Annotated in this window: 14 protein-coding genes; 10 read left to right on the top strand and 4 right to left on the bottom strand. The window is 65.9% G+C overall.

All coding sequences use genetic code 11. The features are described from left to right. Window positions 1–187: 187 nt before the first annotated feature. Window positions 188–1,204: an SPFH domain-containing protein gene (locus J8I29_RS01970; RefSeq protein WP_209430436.1), complete on the bottom strand. Its 1,017-nt coding sequence runs from the start codon at window positions 1,202–1,204 to the stop codon at window positions 188–190. 428 nt (window positions 1,205–1,632) lie between these two features. Between J8I29_RS01970 and J8I29_RS01965 the strand changes: the two genes are divergently transcribed. Both J8I29_RS01965 and J8I29_RS01960 read left to right on the top strand, forming a co-directional pair. Then, window positions 1,633–3,309, top strand: a complete 1,677-nt coding sequence (locus tag J8I29_RS01965; RefSeq protein ID WP_105861496.1) for an electron transfer flavoprotein-ubiquinone oxidoreductase — start codon at window positions 1,633–1,635, stop codon at window positions 3,307–3,309. A 14-nt stretch (window positions 3,310–3,323) separates the two neighbouring features. Further along, window positions 3,324–3,692 (top strand): hypothetical protein, encoded by a 369-nt coding sequence (locus J8I29_RS01960; RefSeq protein ID WP_209430435.1) that lies wholly within the window; start codon window positions 3,324–3,326, stop codon window positions 3,690–3,692. Between the two features lie 46 nt (window positions 3,693–3,738). Here J8I29_RS01960 and J8I29_RS01955 read toward each other — a convergent pair whose 3' ends face one another. After that, window positions 3,739–4,500: a DeoR/GlpR family DNA-binding transcription regulator gene (locus tag J8I29_RS01955; RefSeq protein ID WP_209430434.1), complete on the bottom strand. Its 762-nt coding sequence runs from the start codon at window positions 4,498–4,500 to the stop codon at window positions 3,739–3,741. 80 nt (window positions 4,501–4,580) lie between these two features. Here J8I29_RS01955 and J8I29_RS01950 point away from each other — a divergent pair, with 80 nt between their 5' ends. Continuing rightward, window positions 4,581–5,789, top strand: a complete 1,209-nt coding sequence (locus tag J8I29_RS01950) for an amidohydrolase family protein (protein WP_209430433.1) — start codon at window positions 4,581–4,583, stop codon at window positions 5,787–5,789. Window positions 5,790–5,881: 92 nt separating this feature from the next. On the opposite strand, the gene J8I29_RS01945 is transcribed toward J8I29_RS01950, so the two are convergent. Then, on the bottom strand, window positions 5,882–7,132 hold the full coding sequence (locus J8I29_RS01945) for an MFS transporter (protein ID WP_105861955.1): 1,251 nt from the start codon (window positions 7,130–7,132) through the stop codon (window positions 5,882–5,884). A gap of 268 nt (window positions 7,133–7,400) precedes the next feature. On the opposite strand from J8I29_RS01945, the gene J8I29_RS01940 reads away from it, so the two are divergent. The 7 genes from J8I29_RS01940 (at window position 7,401) to J8I29_RS01910 (ending at window position 15,456) form a co-directional block, all read left to right on the top strand. After that, a complete protein-coding gene (locus J8I29_RS01940; RefSeq protein WP_209430432.1) occupies window positions 7,401–9,434 on the top strand; it encodes a tetratricopeptide repeat protein in 2,034 nt (677 codons plus the stop codon). Continuing rightward, window positions 9,424–10,344, top strand: a complete 921-nt coding sequence (locus tag J8I29_RS01935) for a 4-(cytidine 5'-diphospho)-2-C-methyl-D-erythritol kinase (RefSeq protein WP_209430431.1) — start codon at window positions 9,424–9,426, stop codon at window positions 10,342–10,344. The genes J8I29_RS01940 and J8I29_RS01935 overlap by 11 nt, the downstream gene beginning before the upstream one ends. A gap of 100 nt (window positions 10,345–10,444) precedes the next feature. Beyond that, window positions 10,445–11,716, top strand: coding sequence for a phosphoribosylamine--glycine ligase (purD, locus tag J8I29_RS01930; protein ID WP_105861490.1), 1,272 nt, complete (start codon window positions 10,445–10,447; stop codon window positions 11,714–11,716). A gap of 1 nt (window position 11,717) precedes the next feature. Further along, window positions 11,718–12,569, top strand: a complete 852-nt coding sequence (locus J8I29_RS01925; protein WP_209430430.1) for a patatin-like phospholipase family protein — start codon at window positions 11,718–11,720, stop codon at window positions 12,567–12,569. 282 nt (window positions 12,570–12,851) lie between these two features. Then, window positions 12,852–13,724 carry a TIGR01459 family HAD-type hydrolase gene (locus tag J8I29_RS01920; RefSeq protein ID WP_245196545.1) on the top strand — a complete coding sequence of 291 codons (873 nt, stop codon included), beginning with the start codon at window positions 12,852–12,854 and terminating at the stop codon, window positions 13,722–13,724. A 5-nt stretch (window positions 13,725–13,729) separates the two neighbouring features. Next, on the top strand, window positions 13,730–14,689 hold the full coding sequence (locus J8I29_RS01915) for a bifunctional riboflavin kinase/FAD synthetase (RefSeq protein ID WP_209430428.1): 960 nt from the start codon (window positions 13,730–13,732) through the stop codon (window positions 14,687–14,689). Continuing rightward, a complete protein-coding gene (locus tag J8I29_RS01910; protein WP_209430427.1) occupies window positions 14,686–15,456 on the top strand; it encodes a pyrroline-5-carboxylate reductase in 771 nt (256 codons plus the stop codon). The genes J8I29_RS01915 and J8I29_RS01910 overlap by 4 nt, the downstream gene beginning before the upstream one ends. A gap of 56 nt (window positions 15,457–15,512) precedes the next feature. Here the strand turns inward: J8I29_RS01910 and J8I29_RS01905 are convergent, their stop codons facing one another. Continuing rightward, window positions 15,513–16,451, bottom strand: a complete 939-nt coding sequence (locus tag J8I29_RS01905) for a DMT family transporter (protein ID WP_209430426.1) — start codon at window positions 16,449–16,451, stop codon at window positions 15,513–15,515.

Raw genomic sequence — 16,451 nt, 5'->3', positions numbered from 1 at the left:
GCCGGCCTCCTGCGTCGAGGCACGGCTCCGAGACAAGGGTTCTGTCGTCCCAGGCGGGGCCGGGGGCCGAGGAAAGCGATCCAGTGGCTATGAAACACATCCATGGGCCCTGGATCCCTTCCCTCGCCGTCTCTCGCTACGCTCGCGAGAAACTCGGCCGGGGAGGACGACTGCTTTGAAGTCGGGTCTATTTGATCCGTGACAGCAATTCGGCCTTCTTGGCGTCGAATTCCTGCTGTGTCAGGATGCCCTTGGCCAACAGCCCGCCGAGCTTTTCGAGGAGCTGGATCGGATCCTCCGCCGGCTGCGCGGGCGCGGCCGGTGCCGAGGGGGCTTGGGTCGGCGCCGCATTGGCAAAGCCCTGCGCCATGGCCTGGCCGATCGCCATGCCGGCGCCGAGCCCTGCCCCCGCCCCGGCCAGGCCGCCCGGGTTCTCGGCGGCAAGAGGAATGGATTCGGCCGTCTGGAACTGGGCGTAGCGATTGAGATCGCCCAACATGTTCATGGAACTGGCCTTGTCGAGAATGCGCTGGAGTTCCTCGGGCAGCGACAGGCTCTGGACGTAGAAGCTCTTGACGTCGATGCCATAGTCCCGGAGCGCGGGACGAATGGCTTCCGCCAGCTTCTGCGAAAAAGCTTCCTGGTTGGCGGCCATGTCGATGAAGGCGACATTGCTCTGGCCGAGGGTCGAGGCGATGGCGGTGAGCACGGCACCGCGCAACTGCCCCTCGATCATCTCGGTGGTGCACCGCTCCGCCGTGCCGACCAGGCGCGACCAGAACGCGCCGACATCGCCGACGGCATAGGAATAATTGCCGAAGGCGCGAATGCGGATCGGGCCATATTCCTTGTCGCGGATGGTGAGGGGCTGGGTTGTGCCCCATTTGCGGTCGATCTGGTCCTTGGTGTCGAAGAAATAGACGTCCGACTTGAAGGGCGATTCGAAGAACTTGTCCCAGTTCTTCAGATAGGTCAGCACCGGCAGGGTCTGGGTGGTGAGCGTATAGGTTCCGGGGCCGAAAATGTCGGCAATCTTGCCCTCGTTGAAGAAGGCCGCCTTCTGCGTCTCCCGCACCACGAGTTGGGCGCCGTTCTGGATTTCCATGCCCGACATCGGGAAACGGTAGGCCAAAAGGCCCGGCTCCTCGGCCGTCCACTGGATGACATCGATAAATTGCTTGGAGATGAAGTCCAGAATGCCCATGCCCGTATGCTCCACACCGACGGATCCGCAAGCCATAGATAGCCTACTCTACCTAGCATCGGTGGCAATGAGAAAGAGTAACCCAAGGGACAGTCATGGTCCGTATCACTATAGAAATGCACAGGACCAGCTCCCCGCAGACGGATGCCGCAGGCCTCCTGTCTTTTTTGTGGGAGAATATGACAATCCGTGACGGATCAAGGGCATCGCCGGAATCGATATCGTCTTTTCGTGTCCCCCAGCCGGCCGGCGACAGGAGGTGAGACCGTGATCCTGAACCTCGCTGCATCGGAATGGAACGTTCGGCTCCGCCGAGCGTTACATTAACGCACCAATTGGTTACTTAATTCGGCAAGCCGTCGCAGCATTGTTTGCACCCATTCCAAAAACGTGAAAAAAGCACGATTACTCAACGTGGAGACTTCTCGATGACCGACAGTGCCGATCTCGGCCCCCGCGAGGCGATGGAATATGATGTCGTCGTGGTCGGCGCCGGACCTGCCGGTCTGGCGGCAGCGATCCATCTCAAGCAGCTCAATCCCGAAACCAGCGTGGTGGTGGTGGAGAAGGGCTCGGAGGTCGGCGCCCATATCCTCTCGGGAGCGGTGATCGATCCGGTGGGCCTCGACAAGCTGCTGCCCGAATGGCGCGAGGCCGATGACCGCCCGCTGGTGACGGAGGTCACCGAGGACCAGTTCTTCTATCTCGGCCCGTCCGGCGCCTTGCGCCTGCCCAATTTCGGCATGCCCAAGCTGATGTCGAACCACGGCAATTTCGTCGGCTCGCTCGGCAATGTCTGCCGCTGGCTGGCGGTCCAGGCCGAAGCGCTCGGCGTCGAGATCTATCCCGGCTTTGCCGCCGCCGAAGTGCTCTATGATGATAAGGGCGCGGTGATGGGCATCGCCACCGGCGACATGGGCATCGGCCGCGACGGCCAGCCCAAATCCGGCTTCACCCGCGGTATGGAACTGCACGGCAAATACACCCTGTTCGCCGAGGGCGCCCGCGGCAGCCTGACCAAGACGCTGATCGCCAAATACAATCTCGCCGACGGCCGCGAGCCCCAGAAATACGGCATCGGCATCAAGGAACTCTGGCAGATCGATCCGGCCCGGCATGTGCCCGGCCGGGTGCAGCATTCCTTCGGCTGGCCGCTGGATTCGAAGACGGGGGGCGGCTCCTTCCTCTATCACCTCGAAAACAACCAGGTGGTGGTGGGCTTCGTCATCCACCTCAACTATACCAATCCCTATCTCTCGCCCTTCGACGAGTTCCAACGCTTCAAGCACCATCCGCTGATCGCACCGACCTTCGAGGGCGGCAAGCGAATCGCCTATGGCGCGCGCGCCATCACCGAGGGCGGCTACCAGTCGGTACCCAAGCTCTCCTTCCCGGGCGGCGCCCTGATCGGCTGTGCCGCCGGCTTCGTCAACGTGCCGCGTATCAAGGGCAGCCACAACGCCGTGCTGTCGGGCATGCTGGCGGCCGAACACCTCTCCAAGGCCCTGGCCGAGGGGCGTTCGCATGACGAGCCCGCCTCCTACGAGGCGGCCTGGCGCTCCAGCGAGATCGGCCGCGACCTCTACAAGGTGCGCAACGTCAAGCCGCTATGGTCCAAACTCGGCACCATCGCCGGCGTGGTGCTCGGCGGCATCGACATGCATCTCAACGAGAAGCTCGGCTTCTCCCTGTTCGGCACGCTCAAGCATGGCAAGCCCGATTACGCCACGCTGAAGCCGATCGCCGAGAGCAAGCCGATCGACTATCCCAAGCCGGACGGCAAGCTGTCCTTCGACAAGCTATCCTCCGTTTTCCTCTCTTCGACCAACCACGAGGAAGACCAACCGATCCATCTCACATTGAAGGATCCCAAGGTCCCGATCGAAAAGAACCTGCCCCTTTATGGCGAGCCGGCCCGGCTCTATTGCCCGGCGGGCGTCTATGAGGTGGTCTATGGCGACGAGGCGGCCAAGAAGGATCCGCGCTTCGTGATCAACGCGCAGAACTGCGTGCACTGCAAGACCTGCGACATCAAGGATCCGGCCCAGAACATCAACTGGGTGACGCCGGAGGGCGGCGGCGGCCCGAACTATCCGAACATGTAAGCGCGCCTCGCCGGATGAAAGCGTTCCTTTACGCCGGCCTCGGGGCCGTTCTCCTGGGCATCGGCCTCTATCTGCAGTTCGGCATGGCCGGGGTTTCCTTGGCCGACCGGTCGCGTTGCGAGCAGGCTGTCGAGAAGGTCTATGGCGGCAGCGACGAAACCAAATCAACGCTCCTGCCCAAATGCGGCGAGCCGGGCATGGTCGCCATGATGGATGCCAGGACCAGCGGCGCCGGCGCCGAGCAGGCGGCGCAGTCGATTGCGGCCGCCAATCGCACCGGTCTCGTCGGCATCCTGCTCAATTGCGCCCTGATCGGCGCCGGCATCGGTGCCCTAGGTGCGGCTGCCGCCGCCTTCCGGCAGTCGAAAAAGCGGGCCGTATAGGCACCAAGCGGGAGCGAGTCTCAAGATCCGCCCGCCGAACACTGCCTCAGGCATAGATCGCCTTCATGCCTCCCTTCCCCAGCAAGTCGCGCGTGCGGGTGGTATCTTCGGTGACCAGCGTATCGATCGACGACAGCGCAGCGAAATGGTGCGCCGCCGCGGTGCCGAATTTATCCGGGGTCGCCACCGCGACGACCTCGGCGGCCGCCCGGATCATCGCAGCCTTGATCGCAGCCTCGTCATAGCCGGCGGTGGTCAACCCGAACTCCTCGTGGATGCCGTGCACCCCGATGAAGCACAGATCGGCATTGACGGCCTGAAGCTGGTCGAGCACGCGCGCGCCCAGCACCATCTGGCTGCGCTTGTCGAAGACGCCGCCGAGCAGGATGACCTCCAGATGCGGATGCTCGGTCGTGGCCGTCGCCACCAGCGGACTGTTGGTGACGATGGTTGCCCTGAGATCACGCGGCAGCTGCCTGGCCACTTCGAGATTGGTGGTGCCCCCGTCGATGACGACCACCTGATCCGGCAGCACGAGCCGGGCCGCGACCCGGGCGAGGCGCGTCTTCAAGCCGGCTGCGATCTTGAAGCGCCCCTGGAAAGGCAATTCTCCCGGCGAGACCGGCAGGGCGGCGCCATGGACTCGCTTGATCAGGCCCTCGGCCGCCATGTCCCGGAAATCGCGCCGGATGGTGTCCTCGGAAACCTCGAAATGGGCCGAGACCTCCTGGGTCGACAGCCTGCCCCTGGCCTTCAGCGTCGACAGGATGAAGGCGCGCCGCTCATCGGGCGTGGATTCAATCGACAAGGCGAGTCCTCGATTGCACGTTTATGACGATATCGCTAGAAACATGCATTCCTATCACAACCTCTGTCGACGGATCCAGCATGAAAGAGCTCCTCCTGAAGGGGAATGTCATTCTCGAAGACGCCATTCGCGAAGACGCCGTGATCCGCTGCGTCGACGGCCGGATCGCCGCGATCGAACCCTATGCTTCCGCGCATGAAGGCGAAGACCTACTCGATTTCAGCGGCCGCTATTTGTCGCCGGGCTTCGTCGACATTCACGTGCATGGCGGCGCCGGCGCCGACTATATGGACGGCACCGTCGATGCCGTGCGGCGGACCAATGTCGCCCATGCCAGGCACGGCACGACCTCGATCTTTCCGACCACCACGACAGGGTCCTTCGCCCAGCTCGACGCGATGGTGAAAGCGTGCGAAAACGTGCAGGCTTCCTGGACGCCCGCGGACGGCGCCCGCATCGCCGGCCTTCATTTCTACGGTCCCTATTTCGCGGAGGACAAGGTCGGCATCCACGCGCCGGAAGGCCGGCGCGACCCGGTGCGGGAGGAATACGAATATTTCCTCGGCCGGAAGATCATCAGGATCGCGACCTGCGCCTCCGAACTGCCCGGCGCCCTCGCTTTCTTCGACCATGCCCGCCAACAGGGCTGCTTCATCACCTGCGGCCATTCCAATGCCTGCTGGAGCGAGCTGGAGGCGGCCTTCGCGCACGGCATGCGCCATGTCGACCATTTCTGGTGTGCCATGAGTTCGGTCGCCTCCCTGCGCAGGCGCTTCGGCACGCCCATGCAGGCCGGCATGGAGCAATATGTCCTCGCCAACACCTCGATGAGCACCGAGGTGATCGCCGACGGCATCCACCTCTCCGACGACCTGCTGCGCTTCGCCTTCCGCCTGATCGGACCCCGGCGCTGCTGCCTCGTCACCGATGCCAACCGCGCCATGGACATGCCGCCGGGCCAATATCGCTTCGGTTCCCGCGAGGACGGCAGCTGGGTCTGGAGCGACGGCCATTCCGTTCGGGGCGAGGACGGCAGCCTGGCGAGCTCGATGCATGGCATGGACCGGATGGTAAGGACGATGGCGCGCGCCATCGGCGGGGACTTGCCCGCCGTCATCCGCATGGCCTCGCTCACGCCGGCCGAGCTCACCGGCATTGCCGGCGAAGCCGGCAGCCTGGCGCCGGGCAAGCGGGCCGACATCGTGGTTCTCGACAGGGAGCTCGAGGTGGAACGTGTCTTCATCGGCGGCGAGGCTCTGCCTGCCGCCGCTGCTCACGCCTGCAACTGAGGCGAGTCCCGGTTTGCCTTGGCCCGAACGCTTTTTCCTCTACGGTGGGCTGGCGGGTTCCCGCACCGCCATGAGAGACATTCAGCACCGCCTCATCGCGCCAGTCGCTCTCCCCGCTCATGGCGCATCAGCCCCGCCGCCCCTCCGATCGCAAGCACGATCAGCACCAGGGTGAAGCCGACGACGGCGGGCCATCCCCCGGCACTCCAGAACCAGCCGCCGGTCGAACCGACGATGCTGGCACCGAGGTAATAGGCCAGCATGTATAGCGAAGCTGCATGGCCCTTGCTGGTGCCGCCCAGCCGTCCGACCCAGCCGCTCGCCACGGCGTGGCAGGCGAACTGACCGGATGTCAGCACCGCAATGCCGGCGATGATGCCGACAAGGCTGGGCAGGAATGTCAGCCCGATGCCGGCCGCCATGGTCAGGAGACCTGCGATCAGCACCGGTGCCCGCCCCACCCGGTCGGCCGCCATGCCGCCGAGCGAGGAAGAGAGAGTGCCGAACAGATAGACGGTGAAGATCAGGCTCGTCTGCGTCGGGCCGAGGTCGAAGGGCGGCGCCATCAGCCGGAACCCGGCGTAATTATAGACGGTCACGAAGCTGCCGAAGCCGCAAAAGGCGATGGCGAACAGCAGGGGCTTCGCCGGCACGCCTCCAGGCTTTTCGCGGCCGAAATGAGAAAGCCAGGCCCGGAGATGATAGCGCAGGTCGAACCCCTTTCGCGGGGTGAAATGCTGCGACGGCGGCAGCAGCAGGACGAAACCGAGCGCCAGGACGAGGCCGGCGAGACCGACGATCCCCACTGCGAAGCGCCAAGTCAGGAACTCGGCCAGAATGCCGGTCAGCACACGGCCCGACATGCCGCCGAGCGCGGTGCCGGCAATGTAAAGCCCCATCGCAAAGCCGAGGCCGGCAGGCTCGATCTCTTCGGCCAGATAGGCGATGGCAATGGCCGGCACGCCGCCGATCGCCACGCCTTCCGCCGCGCGCAGGGCGAGAATGGCGTGCCAGCCCGGCGTGACCGCGACGGCAAGATTGAGCAGGCTGGCAAGGCCGATGGACGCGAACATCAAGGCGCGCCGCCCGAATCGCTCCGAAACCGCGGCGGCGGCGAAGATCGCGAAGGCCAGGGCACCGGTGGTCAGCGAGAGCGCCAGCGAACTCTGGGCCGCGCCGACATGGAATTCCTCGGCCAGCAGCGGCAGCAAGGGCTGAACGCAGTAGATGAGCGAAAAAGTGCCGAACCCGGCGAGGAAGAGAGCGAGGCTGATCTTGCGGTAGGCGGCCGAACCGCGTGCGACATGAGGCACGGGCGGCGCACAGGCGGCGGGAGCGGACATGACCAAGGGGTCGTACCGCAGGGGCAGCTTGTCAAGCACGGATCCCCGGGCCATTCCGGGGGAACGGCCGATACCCGCCAGCAGTGGCGCCGTCTGGAGTTACAGCCGGCGACCTCGGCTGGAGATGCGCGCATCGGCCGGCGAAATCGGCGGATTAGCGAGGCGAGTGGGTTGTTCCCTCGCCTCAAAGCAGCCATGGTAGCGGCGAATAATTCGCGACTGCGTCGCCTGTGTCGAGGCGGCCGGCTGATTCGGAGTTTTCTTTCCAGTGCCCCTGTCTTCCCGCATGTCCTTTTCCGCCGCTTTGCTGGCGATCGCCTTCTCGACGACCCTGATGGCGCCGGCACTGGCGGCCAAGACGGTCGAGCGTCCGTTCCGGCCGACCTCCGCCTCCGGCAGCCTGTTGGCGGGACGGCTGGCCGCCAATGTGCGCGACGACGACAACGCGGCCTCCTTCTATGCCAAGGCGCTGAGCAGCGGCCTGTTCAAGGACGAACAGGCCCGCCAGGAGCTGACCAACCGCACCTTCATCGCATTGCTGACCTCGGGCGAGATGGACAAGGCCGTCACTTTCGCCCGGCGCGTGGTGGCGATCGACAAGAAGAACCCCATCGCCCATCTCGTGCTCGGCATCCGGGCGCTGAAGGGACGGGACTACACCAAGGCCCGCGACGAACTCGCCTTCACCCTCGACAAGCCGATCCTGCAGCTGGCGACGCCGCTGATCTCCACCTGGACCTATGCGGGAGCCGGCCAGACCAAGAAGGGCGTGGTGGCCAGCGACGACATTTCGTCCAATGACGGCTTTTCCACCTTCAAGAATTTCTCCACCGGCATGATGCTCGACATGGCCGGCATGCGCGATGAGGCGATCGCCCGGCTCAAGGATGCCCATGAGCGCGACGCCAATGCCGTCTCCATCGTCGATGCCTATGCGCGCGCGCTGGTGCGCGCCGGCAAGAAGGACGAGGCGCTGAAGGTGCTGGATGCCTATTCGGCCAAGGTGCCCCGCCAGCCGATCGTCACGGCGCTGATCGCCGACATCAAGGCCGGCAAGCGCATCGGGCCGGCCGTGACATCAGCCCAGCAGGGTGCAGCCGACATCCTGGTGTCGGTCGCCGCCGGTATCGCCAAGCAGGGTGGCGCCGACTATGCCGTGGTGTTCTATCGTCTGGCGCTTTATCTGGAGCCCAACAACGCCACCGCGCTGATCGGCCTCGCCGAGCTCTACAGCGATCTCAAGCAGCCCCAGACCGCGGAGACCCTGTTCAAGAGCGTGCCCGCTTCCTCGCCGCTCAAGCGCAATGCCGAAATCGAGCTCGCCACCACGCTGGACGAACTCGACAAGACGGATGAGGGCGTGGCGCATCTGAAGAAGATCATCGCGGCCAATCCGCAGGATCTCGACGCCATCATCTCGCTCGGCGGCATCTTCAATCAGCGCAAACGCTGGGACGAAGCGGCGGTGGCCTTCTCCCAGGCCGTCGACGTGATCGGCAAACCCACCCGCAATGACTGGCCCACCTTCTATTATCGCGGCATCGCCTATGAGCGCACCAAGCAGTGGCCCAAGGCCGAGGCCGACTTCAAGAAGGCGCTCGAGCTCTTCCCCGACCAGCCTTCGGTGCTGAACTATCTCGGCTACTCCTGGATCGATCAGGGCCTCCATCTCCAGGAAGGCATGGAGATGATCAAGAAGGCCGTCGATCAGCGCCCCGATGACGGCTACATCGTCGACAGTCTCGGCTGGGCCAACTACAAGCTCGGCCAATATGACGAGGCCGTCGAACAGCTCGAGCGCGCGGTCTCCCTCAAACCGAGCGACCCCACCATCAACGACCATCTGGGCGATGCTTATTGGAAGATCGGGCGCAAGCTGGAAGCAACCTTCCAGTGGCGCCATGCCCTCGACGCCAAGCCCGAGCCGGACGAAAAAGCCAAGATCGAGCAGAAGCTGAAGGACGGCATGCGGGACACGGCCTCGGCCGATGCCGGCAAGGCCGGCGACGCCACCAAGTCTCCGGATGCGCCCAAGCCCGCCGATGCTCCCAAGCCGGCGGACGCGGCAAAGCCGGCCGACGCGCCGAAGACACCGGATGCCGTCCAGCCCTCGCAGCCCGAAAAGCCTGCGGATGCGCCCAAGCCGGCGGATGAGACGAAACCTGCTGAGGCTCCCAAGCCCGCAGACGAGACAAAGCCAGCTGACGCTCCCAAGCCAATGGATGCGCCCAAGCCGGCCGATACACCGAAGCCGGCCGAGCCCATAAAGCCTGCAGCTCCGTCCAACAACAATGGCGGCTGACCTACCGGCGGCCGGCGAAACGGGAGTTTCGCCGGGCCGGCTGAACGAGAAAGCCCGTGCCAAGGTCAATCTGACCCTGGCCGTGCTGGGCCGGCGTGCGGACGGCCTTCATGTGCTCGACAGCCTGGTCGCCTTTGCCGGCATCGCCGACGAACTCAGTCTCGAACCGGGGGCCGATCTTTCCCTGGAGGTCTCCGGTCCCCGGGCGGATGAGACCGGCGCTCTTGCCGACAATCTCGTGCTCAAGGCGGCCAAGGCTCTTGGCGAGCGGCATCCAGGTCTCGTTCTCGGCCATTTCCGGCTCGACAAGCGCTTGCCGGCGGCAGCCGGCATCGGGGGCGGCTCCTCGGATGCCGCGGCTGCCCTGCGCCTGCTCGCCCGCGCCAACGGCCTGCCGCTGACCGATGAGCGCATCCTGGTTGCCGCCCGCGCCACGGGCTCGGACGTTCCGGTCTGCCTGGAAGGCGTGAGCCGCTGGATGCGCGGTGCGGGAGAGAGCCTGTCGGCTCCGGTCTCTCTGCCGCCCCTGCCCGCCATCCTCGTCAATCCAGGCGTTGCCACGCCGACGGCGGACGTCTTCCGGGCTCTCGCCCTTCCCGTCGGGCCGGTCGCTTCTTCCGAGCTTTCCCTGGCGGCGGCCATCGAAGGCGAGCAGAGCCCGGTCACGCTGATCGACAATCTTCGTCGCGGCGGCAACGATCTCGAGCCGCCCGCCCTTGCCCTGCGCCCGGCGATCGCCGAAGCGCTCGGCGCCTTGCGCGACCAGCCCGCCTGCCGCCTCGCCCGCATGTCGGGCTCGGGCGCCACCGTGTTCGGTCTGTTCGAGACGGTCGAGGCCGCGGTCGAGGCAAGGCTGGCGATCGCGGAGCATCGGCCGGGCTGGTGGGTGGTGGACACCGTCATCGGCTGAGCAAGAAACGCCTGCGCTCCGGGGGAATACGCTTCGACATTGCATCCTGCTCCCCGATGGGGCAAAGGTCCGGCCAACGGAATTTCTGCAGGCGGTGACGATGAACATTCTTCTGATCGGATCGGGCGGGCGCGAACATGCCCTGGCCTGGGCGATATCGGCGAGCCCGCTCTGCGAGAGGCTTTATGCCGCGCCCGGCAATCCCGGCATGGAAGAATGCGCCATCTGCGCCGCCGTGGACGCGACAGATCATCCGGCGGTAATCGCCTTCTGCCGCGAGAACGAGATCGACTTCGTGGTGGTGGGTCCCGAGGCACCGCTGGTCGCCGGCCTGGTCGACGATCTCGCCGCCGCCGGGATCAAGGCCTTCGGTCCTTCCAGGGCCGCCGCCCAGCTCGAGGGCTCAAAGGGCTACACCAAGGACCTCTGCCAGGAATTCTCCATCCCGACCGCAGCCTATCGGCGCTTCACCGACGCTGCCGCCGCGCGCGCCTATGTCCGCGAACAGGGTGCGCCGATCGTGATCAAGGCCGACGGCCTGGCCGCCGGCAAGGGCGTGGTGGTGGCGATGACGCTGGAGGATGCCCTTGCCGCCGTCGACGCCATCTTCGCCGGCAGCGTCGGCGAGGCCGGCCACGAGGTGGTGGTCGAGCAGTTCCTGGAAGGCGAGGAGGCGAGCTTCTTCGCCCTGTGCGACGGCACTACCGCCATTCCGCTGATTTCCGCGCAGGACCACAAGCGCGCCTTCGACGGTGACAAGGGTCCGAATACCGGCGGCATGGGCGCCTATTCGCCCGCCCCGATCATGACACCCGAGATGGAAGAGCGCGTGATGGAGACCATCATCCGCCCCACCGTGCGGGCCATGGCCGCCCGCGGCACCCCCTTCAAGGGCGTGCTTTTCGCCGGCCTGATGATCACCAGGGACGGCCCTCAGCTGATCGAATACAATGTCCGCTTCGGCGATCCGGAAACGCAGGTCCTGATGCCGCGGTTGCGCTCGGACCTCCTGCCGGCCCTGATCGCCTCGGCGGACGGCGTGCTCTCCACCATCTCGCTGCGCTGGAAGAGCGATGCGGCGCTCTGCGTGGTGATGGCCACCAAGGGCTATCCCGGCAGTTTCCCCCGCGGTTCGGAAATCCGGGATCTCGCCAAGGCCGCCTCGCTCGACGACGTGCTGGTCTTCCATGCCGGCACCAAGCGCTCGGGCGATCACATCCTGGCCAATGGCGGGCGCGTGCTCGGCATCACCGCCAGCGGCAAGAGCGTGGCGGAGGCACAGAAGCGGGCCTATGAAGCCGTCGACCTCATCGACTGGCCCGAAGGCTTCAGCCGCCGCGACATCGGCTGGCGTGCCATCGGCAAGGCCTGACATGACGCCCAGGGTCAAGAGCCCCGTCAAGACCGTGGCATTGGCACTCGGCGGCGGCGGCGCACGGGGCCTCGCCCATATCCCGATGCTGGAAGTCTTCGACGAGCTCGGCGTCCGCCCGGTCGCCATGGCCGGCACCTCGATGGGGGCGATCTATGCCGCCGCCTATGCCGCCGGCCTGTCGGCCGCCGAGCTCCATGCCTACACGCTTGCCACCCTCGCCGATCGCCGCGGCACACGCAGCAAGCTGATGGCGGCCCGCACCGGGCGGCTGGCCGACCTGTTCGCCGGCCTCGGCAATCCGGTGATGATCGATGCCGAAGCCTTCTGCGAAGCCTTCCTGCCAGAGGCCGTGCCCAAGACTTTCTCCGAACTCGCCATTCCGCTCACCGTCGTGGCCACCGACTATTACGGCCGCCGCGAACGGGCCTTCACCTCCGGCCCGCTGCGCCAGGCCGTCGCCGCCTCCATGGCGATACCCGGTGCGATCCAGCCGGTACGCATCGACGGCCAGGTGCTGATCGATGGCGCCACCGTCAATCCCCTGCCGCTCGACCATCTCGCCGGCAAGGCCGATATCCTGGTCGGGGTCGATGTCTCCGGTGCTGCCACGCTTGCCACGGAGACCGACATGCCCGGCACCTTCGAGGCGATGTTCGGCGCGCTGCAGATCATGCAGGCCGCCATCGTCGACGCCAAGGCGGCGCATTGTCGTCCCGACATCCTGATCCGCCCCAATGTCGGCAGCATCCGCGCTCTCGATTTCGCCCGCTCCAGCGTGGTCTTCCGCCTGGCGAGGCCGGCGAAGGAGGAATTGAAACGGCGGCTCGGCGATTTGCTGGAGCGGGGATAAGCCAGATTCCTTCTCCCCTTGCGGGTGTCGCCAACTCCGAAGGAGTTGGCTAGAGGTCCCGGCAGGGGGATGAGGGGTGCAGCGATTTCCCAATCAGGTTGCGTATCTCCCCTCATCCGTCCCTTCGGGACACCTTCTCCCGCAAAGGGAGAAGGCGGTGGCGCTCTTTCCTGCCCCTTTCGACGCTGCCACCCCCTTGTCTCTTCCCAGCCCGTCTTTCAGGGCTTATGTGAGGGGCTGCGTCCCGCCACGCATCGTTCCTTCGACCAGAAAGGCCCCGCCTTGGTTTCCTCGCCCCGTCTCATCCATGGCTTTCGCGAGATTGCCAGCGCCTATGACCTGATTTTCTGCGACATCTGGGGCGTCATCCATAATGGCCACCGGGTGTTCGACGGGGTTGCCGACGCCCTCATCGCCTATCGCCGGCAGGGCGGCACGGTGGTGCTGGTCTCCAACGCACCGCGGCCCGCCCAGTCGGTGATGCCGCAGCTCGACCGGCTCGGCCTGCCGCGCGAATGCTGGGACGCCATCGTCACCTCGGGCGACGTGACGCGGGCGCAGATCGCCGCCGTGGCGGCAAAAAAGGTCTTCCATCTCGGCCCCGATCGCGACCGGCCGCTTTATGACGGCCTCGGCATCCGCTTCGCCGACACGCCCGAGGAGGCCGAGGTGGTCGTTTGCACCGGCCTGTTCGACGACACCACGGAGACGCCGGAGACCTACAGGGGCATGCTGGCCGGCTTCAAGGCGCGCGACGTGCCGATGATCTGCGCCAATCCCGACCTCATCGTCGATCGTGGCGGCACCATCATCTATTGCGCCGGAGCACTGGCAGAAGCCTATCGCGCCATCGGCGGCGACGTGGCCATCTGCGGCAAGCCCTACAAGCCGATCTACGACGCCGCCTTCGAGACTGCCGCCTCGCTCCGCGGCAAGCCGACCTCCTCCGCGCAAACCCTGGCGATCGGCGATTCGGTGCGGACCGATCTCGCGGGCGCCACCGCCATCGGCTGCGGGGCGCTGTTCATCTCCGGCGGCATCCATGCGCTCGAGGCCGGCCATGAAGGCGATGGCGTCGACCCCGAGGCGCTCTCTGCCTTCCTTGCCGACAAGGGCGTCATTCCCGACGCGGTCATGCCGCGGCTGATCTGGTAGACATCATGGCCTTCGAGCAGTTTCTCGATCCCGTCACCCTGCCCGCCCATCTTGCCGGCGCCGCCATCGCGATCGGCAATTTCGACGGTGTGCATCGCGGCCACCTGGCCGTGATCGATGCGGCCGAGGCGCTTGCCAGGGGCTCGCAGCCGGGACCGCATCATCGCTCGCGCCCGGCCGTCGCCCTCAGCTTCGAGCCGCATCCGCGCAGCCTGTTCCGGCCGGACGAGCCCCTGTTCCGGCTGACGCCGCCCGCCTTGAAGGCCCGCCTCCTGGAGAAGGCCGGCCTCGACGCGCTGATCACCCTCACCTTCGACCGGGCGCTTGCCGGCATGACGGCCGAGGAATTCCTGGAGGAGCTGGTGGTGCGGCGGCTCGGCGCCCATGCCGTCGCCGTCGGCTATGACTTTCATTTCGGCAAGGACCGCCGCGGCACCCCCGAATTCCTGGTGCAGCACGGGCGTGCCCTCGGCCTCGACATCGCCATCGTGGCGCCGACGCGCGAGAGCGGCGAGGCCGTGTCCTCCTCGGCCATTCGCCGCGCCCTGGCGGCGGGCGACATCACGCGCGCCAATCGCCTGCTTGGCCATGAATGGTCCGTGCTGGGCACCGTCGTTCACGGCGAGAAGCGCGGCCGCGAACTCGGCTTTCCCACCGCGAACATGGCACTCGATCCGCAATGTGGCCTGGCCTTGGGCATTTACGCCGTGCGTGCCGAGATCGACGGCGTCGTGCATGCCGGCGTCGCCAGTTTCGGCCGCCGCCCGACCTTCGACAACGGCCCGCCCCTGCTGGAGACCTTCGTGTTCGATTATTCCGGCGATCTCTACGGTAAGGAGATCGAGATCGCTTTCGTCGGCTATATCCGCGGCGAGTTGAAGTTCGACTCGATCGAGGCGCTGATCGAGCGCATGAACGAGGACAGCCGCATTGCCCGGCAGATGACAGCACGGGACGTACCGTGAAGCTCGGCTTCATCGGGACGGGAGCGCTGACGTCGGCTATCGTGACCGGCCTCAAATCCGTTGCCGACAACGACGTGCCGGTCGTGCTGTCGCCGCGCAACGAGGCTGTCGCCGCCGACCTGGCCTCGCGCTTTGCCGATGTGCGGGTCGGGGCCGACAATCAGGCCGTTCTCGACGCCTGCGACACGATCATGCTCGCCGTCCGGCCGCAGATCGCCCATGACGTGCTGGCAGGCCTGCAGTTTCGCCCCGCCCATCGCATCATCAGTCTGATCGCCACTCTGTCTCTCGAGGAGATCGCCGCCCTGGTCTCCCCGGCCGAGCGCGTCACCAAGGCGCTGCCGATGCCGATGGTCGCCCAAAGGCAGGGGCCGACGATCATCTATCCGCCCGATCCCGACGTCGTGGCCTTCTTCGCCCGGTTCGGCAAGGCCTTCGCGGTGAAGGATGTTGCCGAGTTCGATGCGCTGAGCGTCGCCACCGCGACATTCGCCACCTATTTCAAATATCTCGACACCCTTCACGGCTGGCTGCAGGGCCATGGCGTTTCTGACCCGACAGCGCGTGGCTATGTCATTGCCCTGTTCAAGGCCCTGGCCCAGGCGCCGGAGGCGGCGCCCGACGCCGATTTCATGCATCTGGCACAGGAATATGCGACACGTGGCGGCATCAACGAACAGGTCCTGCGCGAGCTGACCGATCGCAAGCTCTTCGAGGCTTTCGCCGAGAGCCTCGACGGCGTGCACCGACGCATCAGTGGAATCTGAACCTTTCGGCCAGGACGGACGCCAGGGCCTTCGTGGCTGATGCCATGATCCACCGCTCAGGGATCACGGATCCGGCGCGCTGCGGTTGCCGGCGACCGCGCGACGATGACGATCCCGGCCAGGGAAACTACCAGCCCCGCCGCCATGGCCCATGACAGCGGCTCGCCGAACATCAACCAGGCCCAGATCATCGTCACCGGGGGACTGAGATACAGCACCGAGGTGACGCGGGTGGGCGAGGATTTGCGCAAGGCGATGTAATAGAGGCTCCAGGCGCCGAAGGTGGCCACGAAGACCAGCCAGAGGACGCCGCCGATGAAGCCCCGGTCCAGGACGGGCAGGACGCTGCCCTCATGCCAGGCGAACATGGCGAAGATCGCCGAAGCGGACAGGCACTGGACGCACAGGCTCCGATGCACGGGCATGGCGCCGGCCGGGCTGCGCTTCTGCAGCAAGGTCGCCAGGGCCAGCGACAGTGTGCCGAGCACGGGCAGACCATAGGCCCAGAGCGGGACATGGCCCATGTCGATGGACCAGCCCGAGGCGATCAGGACACCGGCCAGGCCAAGGAACGAGCCCAGCCATTGGCGCGCGCTCAAGGCCTGCCCCAGCACCGGCCAGGACAGGATGGCCACCGCAAGGGGCAGCATGTCGGCAATCAGGGCAACGAGGCCGGTCGGCACGCCGAAGACAATCGCCAGGGCGAAACCGGCGAGATAGCCGGACATGGCCAGCGCGCCGAACCAAATCTGCGGCAGGATGTCCTTCCAGCGCAGCGGAGGCCCCATGGTCAGTGCGAAGGGGAGCAGGACCAGGCCGGAGACCAAGCTGCGCCACAGCAGGATCAGGAAGATCGGGGCATGATCGATCGCAAACCGGATGCCGACGAAGCCGGCGCTCCAAGAGATCACCAACGCCGCTTCGAGCACGAGCAGCACGGCAATCGCCGTGCTTCTGTTCTCCCGAGGAGGAGATGGGCTGATAGCCTCGCTCAT

The organism is Labrys sp. LIt4 (assembly GCF_017813775.1).
Classification (GTDB): domain Bacteria; phylum Pseudomonadota; class Alphaproteobacteria; order Rhizobiales; family Labraceae; genus Labrys; species Labrys okinawensis_A.
Note: the sequence above shows the minus strand (reverse complement) of the source record. Positions and strands in the feature narration are given on the sequence as shown.